Source organism: Candidatus Poriferisodalis sp. (assembly GCF_965205175.1).
Taxonomy (GTDB): Bacteria; Actinomycetota; Acidimicrobiia; order Acidimicrobiales; family Poriferisodalaceae; genus Poriferisodalis.
On the sequence record NZ_OZ242038.1, the window covers coordinates 640,150 to 652,739 of the forward strand.

The 12,590-nt window shown below is 66.2% G+C and carries 13 protein-coding genes; 9 read left to right on the plus strand and 4 right to left on the minus strand.

The features are described 5' to 3' along the window. Nucleotides 1-2: 2 nt before the first annotated feature. The 8 genes from ACOGI4_RS02685 to ACOGI4_RS02720 all read left to right on the plus strand — a co-directional run bounded on the left by ACOGI4_RS02685 (nt 3) and on the right by ACOGI4_RS02720 (nt 7,546). Nucleotides 3-485, plus strand: coding sequence for a CarD family transcriptional regulator (locus tag ACOGI4_RS02685; protein ID WP_419842405.1), 483 nt, complete (start codon nt 3-5; stop codon nt 483-485). Next, nucleotides 482-2,317: a murein biosynthesis integral membrane protein MurJ gene (gene murJ, locus ACOGI4_RS02690; protein WP_419842406.1), complete on the plus strand. Its 1,836-nt coding sequence runs from the start codon at nt 482-484 to the stop codon at nt 2,315-2,317. Before ACOGI4_RS02685 ends, murJ begins: the two co-directional genes overlap by 4 nt. Continuing rightward, nucleotides 2,314-3,186 (plus strand): DegV family protein, encoded by an 873-nt coding sequence (locus tag ACOGI4_RS02695; RefSeq protein WP_419842407.1) that lies wholly within the window; start codon nt 2,314-2,316, stop codon nt 3,184-3,186. The genes murJ and ACOGI4_RS02695 overlap by 4 nt, the downstream gene beginning before the upstream one ends. After that, entirely contained in the window at nt 3,183-4,685 is a 1,503-nt protein-coding gene (locus ACOGI4_RS02700) for a hypothetical protein (protein WP_419842408.1), read from the plus strand. The genes ACOGI4_RS02695 and ACOGI4_RS02700 overlap by 4 nt, the downstream gene beginning before the upstream one ends. A gap of 95 nt (nt 4,686-4,780) precedes the next feature. Further along, nucleotides 4,781-5,215: a hypothetical protein gene (locus ACOGI4_RS02705; RefSeq protein ID WP_419842409.1), complete on the plus strand. Its 435-nt coding sequence runs from the start codon at nt 4,781-4,783 to the stop codon at nt 5,213-5,215. Between the two features lie 7 nt (nt 5,216-5,222). Next, complete coding sequence (trxB, locus tag ACOGI4_RS02710) at nt 5,223-6,182, plus strand: thioredoxin-disulfide reductase (protein WP_419842410.1); 960 nt, start codon at nt 5,223-5,225, stop codon at nt 6,180-6,182. A 90-nt stretch (nt 6,183-6,272) separates the two neighbouring features. Next, nucleotides 6,273-6,596: a thioredoxin gene (gene trxA / locus ACOGI4_RS02715; RefSeq protein ID WP_419842411.1), complete on the plus strand. Its 324-nt coding sequence runs from the start codon at nt 6,273-6,275 to the stop codon at nt 6,594-6,596. Nucleotides 6,597-6,610: 14 nt separating this feature from the next. Continuing rightward, complete coding sequence (locus tag ACOGI4_RS02720) at nt 6,611-7,546, plus strand: peptidoglycan-binding domain-containing protein (protein ID WP_419843074.1); 936 nt, start codon at nt 6,611-6,613, stop codon at nt 7,544-7,546. A gap of 156 nt (nt 7,547-7,702) precedes the next feature. Here ACOGI4_RS02720 and ACOGI4_RS02725 read toward each other — a convergent pair whose 3' ends face one another. Both ACOGI4_RS02725 and ACOGI4_RS02730 read right to left on the minus strand, forming a co-directional pair. Continuing rightward, the gene (locus ACOGI4_RS02725; RefSeq protein WP_419842412.1) at nt 7,703-8,599 is read right to left on the minus strand and encodes a ParB/RepB/Spo0J family partition protein; all 897 of its coding nucleotides are present in this window, start codon (nt 8,597-8,599) and stop codon (nt 7,703-7,705) included. After that, entirely contained in the window at nt 8,596-9,399 is an 804-nt protein-coding gene (locus ACOGI4_RS02730; RefSeq protein WP_419842413.1) for a ParA family protein, read from the minus strand. The genes ACOGI4_RS02725 and ACOGI4_RS02730 overlap by 4 nt, the downstream gene beginning before the upstream one ends. An 827-nt stretch (nt 9,400-10,226) precedes the next feature. On the opposite strand from ACOGI4_RS02730, the gene ACOGI4_RS02735 reads away from it, so the two are divergent. Beyond that, entirely contained in the window at nt 10,227-10,838 is a 612-nt protein-coding gene (locus tag ACOGI4_RS02735) for a 16S rRNA (guanine(527)-N(7))-methyltransferase RsmG (protein WP_419842414.1), read from the plus strand. A 26-nt stretch (nt 10,839-10,864) separates the two neighbouring features. Here ACOGI4_RS02735 and ACOGI4_RS02740 read toward each other — a convergent pair whose 3' ends face one another. Continuing rightward, nucleotides 10,865-11,389 carry a protein jag gene (locus ACOGI4_RS02740; RefSeq protein ID WP_419842415.1) on the minus strand — a complete coding sequence of 175 codons (525 nt, stop codon included), beginning with the start codon at nt 11,387-11,389 and terminating at the stop codon, nt 10,865-10,867. Then, nucleotides 11,382-12,455, minus strand: a complete 1,074-nt coding sequence (locus ACOGI4_RS02745) for a Rieske 2Fe-2S domain-containing protein (protein WP_419842416.1) — start codon at nt 12,453-12,455, stop codon at nt 11,382-11,384. Before ACOGI4_RS02745 ends, ACOGI4_RS02740 begins: the two co-directional genes overlap by 8 nt. Nucleotides 12,456-12,590 lie beyond the last annotated feature (135 nt).

The following is a 12,590-nucleotide window of genomic DNA, read 5'->3' on the forward strand; positions in this document are numbered from 1 at the left end:
TGATGAAGTTCAAAGTCGGTGACCGTGTGATCTATCCCCACCACGGTGCGGCGGAGATCACCTCTCGGGAACGGCGGAACGAATTCGGCAAGACCTGCGACTACTTGGTGCTCAAGACCCTGCACGGCGACATGGACCTCAAGGTGCCCGCCGAGACAGCCGCGGCGGTCGGCATGCGGCCACCGATCGACACTGACGACGTCGAAGACCTGTTCGAGCTGCTGGCCAAGAAGGACATACGCGAGCCGGCCAACTGGAGTCGCCGCTTCAAGAACCACCAGGAGAAGCTGAAGTCCGGCGACATCTACCAAGTCGCAGAGGTCGTCCGCAACTTGGCGCTGCGCGAGAACGCCAAAGGTCTCTCGGCCGGCGAGAAGTCGATGCTGGAGAAGTCGCGGCAGATCCTCGTCTCGGAGCTGTCCATCAGCATGGATGTCACCGAAGACGAGGCCCAGCGCCAGGTGGAACTCCGGCTCGCCGATTGAACGAGCAGCGTCCGGGCACGCAGCCGCGCCGTCAACAGGGCACCGCGGCTGCGGCAGCCGGCATCGGCGTATCACGTCTGTCAGGCCTCGCGCGCACGGCGCTGGTCACCAACGTGCTGGGCATCGGCGTCGTCGGCGATGCCTTCGCCGCAGCTATGCGCATCCCGAACTTCCTGCAGAACTTGCTCGGCGAGGGCGCCCTCTCCGCGGCATTCGTTCCTGCCTACAGCGCGCTGTCCGAGCGCGACGAACGCGCCGCCGGTCGTTTGGCCGGCGCGATCGCGACGTTCTTGGTCGCCGTCACCGCAACCGCCACCTTGATCAGCGTCTTCGCGGCACGACCGCTGGTGCGTCTCATTGCCTGGGGCTTCGTGGGCGAACGCTTCGAACTCACGGTCACGCTCGTGCGCATCACCGTCTGCGGCACTGCGCTGGCGGTGATGAGCGCCTGGTGCCTCGGGGTCCTCAACAGCCATCGGCGCTTCTTCCTTGCGTATGTCGCGCCGGTCATGTGGAACACCGCCCAGATAGCCGTGTTGATCGGCGTGCTCGTGTGGGGCGTCGCAGGTGCGGACCGTGCGACCGCATTGGCATGGGGCGTGACGGCCGGCGCGGCGGCACAAGTGCTGGTGCAGCTGCGAGGCGTCGTGCGAGCAGATCCGCAGATCAAGCTGAATTGCAGCTGGCGGGAACCGCAGGCCGCCGGTGTCATCAAGCGATTCGGACCAGCAGTTGCCGGACGCGGCGTGCTGCAGGTGTCTGCCTTCTTGGATCTCGCGTTGGCCTCGTTGCTGAGCGTGGGCGCCGCAGCGGCGATGGCCGCAGCACAGACGCTGTACCTGCTGCCGTTGAGCCTGCTCGGCACCAGCGTCGCCGCGGTGGAGCTGACACAGCTGAGTCGGCTCGACGATCGGGGCATCATCGCCGACCGCACATCTCAACGCCTGTGCGCGACCGCCTTCGGCGTCTCGGGCGTCGTGGCCGTCTACCTTGCGGCTGGACGTCCGCTTGCCGATGCGGTGTTCAACCTCGCTGGTCTGCGCAGCGCCATCGCCGATGACGACATCATGTTGATCGCGTTGGTGCTCGGCGCATACTCGCTGGGCTTGGTGCCACTCGTGGCGTCGAGGCTGTGCCAGAACGTCCTGTTCGCCGCCGGCGACACGCGCACGGCTGCGGGCATCGCCGCCGTGCGACTGGTCGTCTCGCTCGTGGGCGGCGCGACACTCATGCTGCCGCTGGATCGACTGCTCGTCATCGACGGTGCGCTCACCGGATTCGCCGACATCAACCTGCTGTCCTGGGAATCCGCATGGTCGCTGCTGGACCCGGCCATCCGCTCCGATCCCGCACTGCCTGCTCGCTTGGGCGCGGTGGGCCTGGCGCTGGGCGCAGCAGCTGGGGCCTGGGTCGAGCTGGGCCTGCTGCGACGAGCACTGCTTGGACGCCGTCCCCCAAGCGCGCCCACCGGCGCAGACATGCCGACGCGGACCGACTGGGCGGGCGGGCGACTGTTCGGAGGTGCGCTGGCCCGTCATCTGGCACCAGCCGGTGCAGCATGCTGCACCGGCTTGGCGCTCGCCTACGTGCTGACCCCACTGCCGGCGGTGCTGCGAGCGGCGCTGGCCGCCGCTGTCATGGCTGGAGTTCACGTGGGCTGCGGGCTGACGCTCCGGCTCCCTGTGGCCCGAGCGCTAGTTTCGCAGTTGTCGCGTACGGCTTCCGGGCAGCGGCAGCGCTTGCGCAGCTCGTCGCGAGCCGGCACCGCTGACGACGCCGGTGTCGTACCCGACGAGTCTCTGGGCGACGACGAAGGATGTCCGCTGCAATGACCGCGCAAGCCCCCGTCCACATCATCACCGACAGCTCCTGCGACCTCGACGCCGATGTCACTGCCGAGCTTGGCATCACGGTGGTGCCGCTGGAGATTCGATTCGGCAGCGAGACGTTCGCCGATGGTGTCGAGCTGAGCACGGCCGAGTTCTGGCAGCGCTGTCGGCGCAGCGACGAGCTTCCGTCGACCGCTGCGCCCTCCCCCGGCGCCTTCGCCGAGGCGTACCAGCGCGCCGCTGAGGCCGGCGCGAACGAAGTCGTCGTGGTCACCCTGAGCGGCGACCTCTCCGCCACCATCGAAGCCGCGCAGCTCGCGGCTGCGCAGCCGCCGAACGGGCTCACCTGCCATGTGGTGGACAGTCGAACGGTCAGCGCTGGGCTCGGGCTGACGGTGATCACCGCCGCAGAGCTGGCGGCCGGCGGGGCCGACGGCACGCAGATCGTGGAGGCTGTGCGAGCCACCGCGGAGCGAGTACGCGTGCATGCCGCCTTGGACACGCTGGAAAATCTGCGCAAGGGCGGCCGAATCGGCGCGGCGCAATCATTGCTCGGTTCGGTCCTGTCGATCAAGCCGCTCATCACCGTCACTGACGGCCGCGTCGAGCCTGCGGGCAGACAGCGAACGCGCGTCCGAGCCCTGCGGCACTTGATCGATTTGGTGGCCGCCGCCGGACCGAACATTGCACAGATCGCCGTCATGCACGCGGACTGCGACGATGTGGACGATTTCGTGCAGCGGATCGCGCCGCTCACCAGCAGCGAACCCCGGGTGATGCTGATCGGGCCCGTGGTCGGCGCCCACGCGGGTGTCGGCACCATCGGCGTGGTCTTCGTCGAACGAGACCCGCCGGCGCCTACGCGGGCGTGAACGACCCGAACATCAGCGCGGACAGCAACGCGCGGTACGAGCGCCACGAGCTGCTCCAAGCTGGTGCCGTCGAGACGTGGTCCGGCTTGGACCGGACGCTCAATCGGCCGGTCACCATTCGGCGGGCGGCAGCCGACAGCGAGGTCGCTCATCGCCTGCGTCTGCAGGCCAAGGCGCTCGCTCGGGTGGAGCATCACGGACTGCTGCACATCTTCGACACCTATGACGAGCCGGATCACTTTGCGATCGTTACCGAGCAACTGCCGCCGCGGAGGCTCGTCGACGACATCACCGCGTCCGATCACAGCATCAGGCGCCTCGACGCCGGCGAGGCGGTTCGCATCGTCATTGCGGTGGCCGAAGCGGTTGCAGTACTGCACAGCGCGGGTTTCGCTCACGGGGGCGTCGAGGCGGAGTGCATCGGCTGGCGTGCCGAGGTGGGGTGGGTCATCCTCGACGGCCCGCCGACTGACGACACCGTGGCCATCCCTGCGACGCGGCGCGCTGATCTCGCTTCTCTTGCCATGCTCGCACACCGGCTGATGGTCGGCGTGCCGCCCCAGCGTCGTTCCGACGGCATCTGGGAGATCGATCCCGCCGTGCCCGACGTCGTGGCAACCGTGCTGGCGCGAGCCATCGGCGCGTCCGATCGGTGGCCCGATGTCCCGTCGATGCTGCTCGCCCTGCGTTCGGTCGTGAACGACCTGCCCGCGGTCCGCGGTCCGTTGATGGATCGTCGCTCGGTCTGGCAAGCAGAGCGGCTCTGGCTGGTGCCCGTCGGCATTTTGGTAGCCGCTGCCGCCACGCTGGTCGGCATTGCCCTGTTCATCGAGCAGCCGTCGCAGCCCGAAGCGCAGGCGACAGCGACGTCCGCGGCGGTTTCGGGCGCATCCGAAGCGCAGCCGGAGGTCACGCCCCGGTCGCGTCCGGCCGCGACCGGCTCGGTCCCCGTCACGCCGACAGTTCCGCCGGCGCCGTTGACCACCGATGTACGCCGGATGCCGGTGCTGCTGGAGTCCATCACGGACTTTGATCCCGCCGGCGACGACCGAATTGAGCATCCCGAGCGCTTGCGGTTCATCAACGACGGCGACGCCGACACGGGCTGGAGCTCAGCGCGCTACAACACCCGCGACTTCGGCGGACTGAAGGACGGCGTCGGGCTCATTGTGGTGCTGGCCGGAGACGAACCGCGACCAGTGGAACGCCTCACGATCGACTCGCCGTCGGTCGGCTGGTCGTTCGAGCTGTACATGTCGCGCGAACGCAACCGAACGCTGATCGACTGGGGCAGTCCCGTGGCCGAGGCGCGGGACATCACCGGTTCGACAGTGCTCGACGTCCCTCGCGTGGAGGCCGCCGCACTGCTCGTGTGGATCACCGATCTCGGCGCCGAGCTGACCAGCGGCGGCCATCGCGTCACCATCTCGGGAATCGAAGTCGCTGCGATGAGCGGTCCATCGTCGGCACCATCGGGCACCGACGCGGTGACGCCGTAACAGCGGTGGACCGGCACACACGGCCAGTGCAGTAGCGGCCCTGCCACTGCCCTGTCGCAACCGTGTCACTTGGACTGGCCTTTAGGCTTCCAGCGATGAACTCGTGGCGCAAGCGACGTCGTTCGCCGAGCAAACCTCGGTCGAAGGGACCCGGGTCACCAAGCACCGGGTCAGGCGGAACTGGGCCAAACGAGACTGGAGCAGGCAAGACTGGCCAAAGCGGAACTGGCGAGTCGCTCGACGACCGCATCGACGCAGCGGTAGCGCGATTCACCGACGCAGTAGAGACCGTGCGCGCCCGCACCAGCGGACCGCTGATCACCGCAGCGCGAGCCGTGGTGTACGGCTTGGTCATCTTCTCCGGGGTCATCGGCGTGGTGGTGCTGGTCACCATTGCTGCGATCAGAGCACTCGACATCGCCGTGCCTGGCGATGTGTGGTCTGCACACCTGATCGGCAGCGGCATCGCGGGCGGCGGCGGCGCATGGGCATGGAGCAAGCGGCGGCCAGGTGCACGGAAGCGAGCATGAGCCCAGCATGAATGGCGGCGCGAGCGAGCCGCGTGAGGTCATCATCATCGGCAGCGGCCCGGCTGGGCTGACTGCTGCCATCTACACGGCACGAGCAAACCTGCATCCGCTGGTCATCGAAGGCGAGCCGTCATCCACCAGCGACCAACCGGGAGGGCAGCTCATGCTGACCACCGAGGTCGAGAACTTCCCCGGCTTTCCCGACGGCGTCCTCGGTCCGGAGCTGATGGCGGGCTTTCGCGCCCAGGCGGAGCGCTTCGGCGCGGAGCTGCTCACTGCCAAGGCCACCAGCGTGGACTTTAGCGAACAGCCGTATCGCGTCTGGGTGGGCGAGGCGTGCTACCGCGGACGCACGGTGATCGTGTCCACCGGCGCGCAGAGCCTGCTGCTCGGCCTGCACGACGAGGAGCGTCTCATCGGTCACGGCGTGTCTACCTGTGCCACGTGCGACGGCTTCTTCTTCCGAGGTCAGGACATCGCCGTGGTAGGTGGCGGCGACAGCGCGCTCGAAGAAGCCACGTTCCTCACCAGATTCGCGGCGAAAGTCTACGTGGTCCATCGACGCGAGGAGTTGCGTGCTTCGAAGATCATGCAGAATCGAGCCTTCGCCAACGAGCGGATCGAATTCTTGTGGAACCGCCAAGTGACGGCCATCCGAGGCGATGATCGCCTTGAAGGCATCACGCTCACCGACACGCAGTCCGGCCGGCGCACCGAACTCGACGTCACGGGCTTGTTCATTGCGATCGGACACCGGCCGAACACCGACTTGTTCTCCGCATGGCTTGCCCGCAAGCCCAACGGGTATCTCGTGACCGAGCCGGGCAGCACGCGAACGAACGTGGAGGGCGTGTTCGCTTGCGGCGACGTGCAGGACGACATCTACCGCCAAGCAGTGACGGCGGCCGGCTCGGGCTGCCAAGCAGCCATCGACGCCGAACGGTGGCTCGAAGCACACGGTCACTGAGTCGCATGGCCACTGAGACGCACGCGCCGATGGCGGCAGCGCACGGTCATCACGGTATCCTCGCGGCACGCACGAGACGAGGAGCCGACAATGGCTGAAGGCATCTCCACCTTGGACGACAGCACGTTCGACGAGACGGTCGGATCTGCCGAGGGTCCAGTTCTGGTGGATTTCTGGGCCGAGTGGTGCGGACCCTGCAAGATGATCGCACCCATCCTCGAAGAAATCGCCGTCGAGCACGACAACCTCCGCATCGCCAAGGTCAACGTCGACGAGAGTCCCGAGCTGGCCATGCGCTTTCAGGTGATGAGCATCCCCACGCTCATCATGTTCCGTGACGGCGAGCCGGCACGGCGCTTGGTCGGCGCCAAGCCAAAACAGGCTCTGCTCGAAGAGATCGGCGAGTTCCTCTGATCCGACCCTTCGGCATCGGCGCGGCCGGGCCGCACGTTCGAGACCTCCAGCACCGACTCACTGCGACAGGTCACTCGTGCGGGCCGGTCAGCGGCATCTTTGACAGGGCGACAGCGGCATGCGTGAAGGCGTTCCAGGCTGATCGATCGATCGACGTGGACGGCATCTGCGGCCCGGAGACCTGGGCGCTGCTGATCGAGGCCGGGCAACGACTCGGGAACCGGCTGCTGTACCTGCGCAGGCCTCATCTGCGAGGAGACGATGTCGCCGACGTCCAGCGCATGCTCAGCACGCTGGGTTTTTCCGTCGGACGCATCGACGGCATCTGGGGACCACTGACGGCTGCTGCGCTCGCCGACTTTCAGACGAACATGGGCCTCGGCGACGACGGCATCTGCGGCAACCGCACGCTGCAGACGCTGCAGCGGTTGGTTCGACCCCTCGGCGACGCGTCGGTCGTGGCGCACATCACCGAACGACAGCGCTTGGAGTCAGCCGGCCGCCAGCTGGCCGGGCGGCGTGTTGCGGTGGGCCAAGCAGGCGGCCTCGAACCAGTCACCGCAGCAGTGCGACGCGAGATCGGTCGCATCGGCGCCGAAGTGCTGACGGTGCATCACCCCGATTGGTCCACGCAAGCCGCGCAGGTCAACCGGTTCGGCGCTGCGGTCTACATCGGCTTGGAGATGAAGCCTGGTGCGACCTCCGTCAGCTACTTCCAAGGCCGTCACTTCGTGAGCCGGGCCGGTCAGAAGCTCGCGGCCAACATTGCCGGCAGGCTGCAACCGATGTTCGGCCCCGTTGTGACGAATGGCATGGGCTTGCCGATGCTGCGCGAGAGCGCCATGCCTGCCGTGCTGTGCAGATTCGAACGGACCGATGCGTTGCTCCAATGGAACTCCGCAGTAGCAGACGTGATTGCGCGGTCTACCCGGGATCTGCTGGCCGCGTAGGCGACGGCCAGCGCCGTTCTGGGCTTTTCCCCAAGCTATCCACAGCTAGTGGACAACAAGTACAGATTGCAGCTGCGCATCTCCGTGAGTGCCCGAACACCAACCGACTTCGGCGCACAGCCTCGCGTGGCACTCCACTGACGCTCAGGCCTCAAGTTATAGTTCAAGGTGTGCGGTCAGTGCTTCGTGCAGCCTGCCGAGATCGTCCATGTCAGCAAATCGGACCACAATCTGACCTCCCCGACGGCCGACTTGCACCGACACCGAGGTTGCAAGCGCCTCCGACAGCGCACGCTCCACTTCGAGCAGGGCAGCCGGCCGGATATCTGACGTGTCGACGACTGTCGGGGAAGCGTCGTCTGCAGGCAGGTCATCGGCCGCGGCGGTCGGCTCGGAACGGCTGCTGAGCGCTCGAACTGCGTCCTCAATCGCACGTACTGACCAGCCGTCGTCCACGACGCGGTCTGCAAGCGCTTCGGCAACGTCCGGATCCTCGCAGCCGAGCAGTGCCCGAGCATGACCGGCCGAGAGCGCTCCGTCCAGCAAGTAGCGCTGCACGGATGCCGGCAACGACAACAGACGCAGCGAATTGGTGACTGCGGCGCGGCTGCGACCCATGCGACGGCCGAGCTCGTCATGGGTGATGCCGAAGTCGTCGATGAGCTGTCGATACGCAGCCGCCACTTCCAACGGATTGAGGTCGGCCCGATGAATGTTCTCGATCAAGGCATGAGTCAGGCTGGATTCGTCGTCCGCCGCCCGAACGACGACAGGGATCGTCTCCAAGCCGATGCTCTGAGCCGCTCGCCAGCGGCGTTCGCCGGCGATCAGCTCGAAGCGCCCGACGACTCCTGTCTCGCGCACGACGATCGGCTGCAACACGCCAATTTGACGAATCGAATCGGCAAGTGCAGCCAGAGCCGAGGAGTCAAACTGGTGCCTGGGCTGCAGCGGATTGACTTCCACCGCCGATACTGGCACTTCGCGGTACACCGAGCGACCGGTGGGGATCAGTGCGCCGAGCCCTCGCCCGAGTCCCCGTTGAGCGCTCATGCAGTCGTCCCTTCGCGGCCACCCGATGCCGATGCCGGCGGCGACAGCTGATGGAACTCTCGCGCCAACTCGTGGTAGGCGATGGCGCCCCGACTGGTCGGGGCGTAGACCGTTACCGGCTGCCCGACGCTTGGCGCCTCGGACAAGCGCACTGTCCGCGGGATGACCACTCGGCACACGCGGTCGCCGAAATGCCGTCGCACATCAGCGACGACTTCGGCCGCGAGTCGCGTCCGAGCGTCGAACATGACCATCACGATGGCACTGATGACGAGCGCCGGATTCAAGCCGTCGCGTACCATGTCCACGTTGTGCAGCAGTTGGCCGAGTCCCTCCAATGCGTAGTACTCGCACTGAACTGGCACCAAGATCTCCACAGCTGCGCTCAAGGCGTTGACGGTCAGGAGCCCGAGTGACGGCGGGCAGTCAATGAAGATGTAGTCGTACCTGTCGACGATGGGAGCGATCGCATGCCGGAGCTTCAACTCGCGACTGAACGCCGAGACGAGTTCGATTTCCGCGCCGGACATTTCCAGCCGGGCCGGTGCAATGGCAAAATTGTCGATACCCGTCGCCTGGATGCAGTCACTCAGGTCGGCGGAACCCAGCAGCACCTGATACATCGACGTTCCGAGACCGCGCGGGTCGATGCCGACCCCGGTCGCTGCGTTGCCTTGCGGATCCATGTCAACGAGCAGGGTCCTCTGGCCGAGTTCGGCGAGGGCCGCGCACAGATTGACTGCCGTCGTTGTCTTGCCCACGCCGCCCTTCTGGTTGGTCACCGCAATGACTCGGCTCATGCAGTCCCCGCTCGCCAGCAATCTGGGATCAGCGTACGCCGTGAAGCGCTCAGGAACGCCATGATTTTCTGCCGAAGCGGGCAGTGGCATCCGGGCGCCGAACGCGTGCTAGACCCGAGACAACGATGTTCCACGTGAAACGTCACCGCCCTCAGCCCCACCCCCGACAAGCCGCACCGCCCCGGAACCAGCAACAGCCAAGCAACACCAAGCGCCAGATGCCGCACTCCGCCACGCCCACGCAGCCCTCGAACGAGGAGCAGCCAGACGAAACCAGAACCACCGGCAAGCCACAATGCCGGCGCCATGCCCAACACCGCCCTGTTCCACGTGAAACGTCGCCGTCCTCAGCCCCACCCCCGACAAGCCGCACCACCCCACAGCCAAACAGCCCCGGCCCCCGACCCTGGGAGCCAGCCAGAACCAGCGGCAATACCAGCACCATGCCCGAGACAACGATGTTCCACGTGAAACGTCGCCGTCCTCAGCCCCACCCCCGACAAGCCGCACCACCCCACAGCCAAACAGCCCCGGCCCCCGACCCTGGGAGCCAGCCAGAACCAGCGGCAATACCAGCACCATGCCCGAGACAACGATGTTCCACGTGAAACGTCGCCGTCCTCAGCCCCACCCCCGACAAGCCGCACCGCCTCCGAACCAACATCGGTCAAGCAACACCAAGCGCCACATACACCGCACCACCCCACAGCCAAACAGCCCCAGCCGCCGACCGGCCAGACCACGCCGGAACCGCCGACAACACCAGCACCATGCCCAACACCGCCGTGTTCCATGTGAGACGCGTCACTGGTAACGTGGCAGCGGACATGGATGAGCGCCTGCACGCCGTGCTCAGCAACGCTCAACGACAGGGCTTTCTCGGGGCGAGCGACGTCTGGTCGCATGTACAACACGCACGAGCCCATGATGCCGCCGCGCAGCCAGAATCCGGTCAACGCTGGTGCGATCTGGGAAGCGGTGGAGGAATTCCCGGCTTGGTGATGGCTCTCGATCGGCCTGGGGTCGCTTTCGTGCTGCTGGATCGGTCGCGACGGCGGACCGATTTTCTCAAGGCAGCTGCTCAGGAGCTGGAACTCAGTGATCGCGTTGACGTCGCATTAGGCGATGCTGCTGAACTCGCTCGGCTGCCCCAGCATCGTCACGCTTACGACGGCATCGTCAGTCGGGCCTTCGGCCCCCCGTCCGCGGTCGCAGAATGCAGCGCTGGGCTGCTGCGTCTCGGGGGCAGGCTCGTGGTCAGCGAACCGCCGGAACACGACGGATCTCGCTGGCCTGCCGCCCAGATCGAACAGCTCGGCTTGCGTGTGCTCGCGACATCAGCTGGCGAGCCGGCATTTGCTGTCCTGCAGAGTTTCGCGGCAGCGCCCGCGGACGTTCCGCGTAGCTGGAAGCAGCTGCGCAAGCGACCGCTGTTCTGACGATCTGGCGGGAACGTCGTGTTGAGCTATGCGCCGGCTGGCGGACGTGAGGGGACCAGCACGACACGCCGCCGCGGTTCTTCGCCCACCGAGATGGTGTCGACGCCGGGAATCTCGTTGACTGCGTCATGAACGACCTTGCGGTCAGCTGCATTCATCGGCTCAAGTCCGCGTTCCGTGCCGCTCTGCACCACAGATTCGGCGAGCTCCCGGACATAGGCCTCAAGTGCTTGACGCCGCCGCTGCCGGTAGCCGCCCACGTCGACTCGCACCCGAGCGCGCCGCACCCCGGGCAGACGGCGCTGCAGCATGGTCTTGGCTACTTCTTGGAGGGCGACCACATGACGACCGCGTGGACCGATGAGCAATCCCAACGCCTCGTTCTCGCCCGCAAGGTTGACCTCGAAGCTGTCGTCATCGGCGGCGACCGGCACGGCCTTGGCCTCAATGCCGAAAGCGCTCACGAGGCCGTCCAAGAACTCTTGGACCATGGCCTGCTGTTGCAGTGTCGTTGTCTCGTCTGTCATCGTCGTTCCCTCAGGTTCAGCCATGCAGGGTAGGGGGCGGGGCGGCAACCGTCGGCCGCAGCGGCACCTCAGGATAGAACTGGGCGCAGTATTTCCGGTACTTCAGAATGTCACCGTCTGAATGAGCAAGCAGCGGGCGCGACACGAAGTGCTTGCGACTCCAAATGGTCACATCCTGACGAACATCGCGCATCTGAACGTCGGCGATGAACTTGTTCAGGATGGGGGCACGCATCCGCTGCGGCAGAAATGCCAAGCCGACGAAACGGCGCCGAGGCCAGTGCAGCTCCCGAACTTGCGACACGATCGTCATGTCCATCAGTTCGCCGTCGACCGGAGTCGCGCAGACCCACAGGCGAGCATCGATGCCAATGGAGAGTTCTTGGAACTCCACGAACGAGTAGCCCAGCCCGAAGAGGTGCGCCGTAGCCGCAACGTCGAGCTTCAGCCGCAGCACCCGTGCGAGCTTCCGCACGGTCGAAAATCCGAAGCGGCTGACGAGCTGCGGTCCCTCGGTCCAGATTGCAGTCTCATGTGTGACGTTGCTGTAGCCGTGGACGTAGCTCAGATGCGCAATGTCAACGGAATTCTCGCTCGTCTCCTGGGGATGACCCCGAAAGCGAATCGACCGGATCTGGATGTCGGTCCAGTCATTGCCGCCGCTCGCGGACTCCGGCAACTGCCACTGAGGAGGACGTCCGGCGTGTCCCCACCAGCCGAAGATCAGCCCTTCGACATCATGTACGGGGTACGTGTACAGCTTCGCCGCACGCGCCGGAGCGCCGGACGGCGTGGCCACGCACTGGCCGTCTGTGCCGAACTCAAAGCCGTGAAACGGGCATACCAGACGGCCGGCTACGACGCTCCCCCCGGCGTCGGGGCCCAGCGCGGCGCCCATGTGCGGACACAGCGAATCTGCAACGCAGATCTTCTCGTTCGCGTCGAGCCACGCAACGATCTCACGGCCCATCCACGTACGCTGCAGCAGCTTCGTCTTGCTGAGCGCACGCTTGGTGGCGACTAAGTACCAGCCCTCAGGAAATGGCGGCAGCGAGCGCGTAGTCGTATGGCTTGCCGACGCTCCTGTCATGCACCCGCACTCCCCGCCCAGAGTCTGCGGCCCAGTCTACGCAGCGCCAAGGCTGCGCCCGCAGTCGCACTTCGCTCGACCTAGCCGTCTCTCCGTACACTTGAGCGAGTGCGTGTGATGACGCGAGCGTCACGC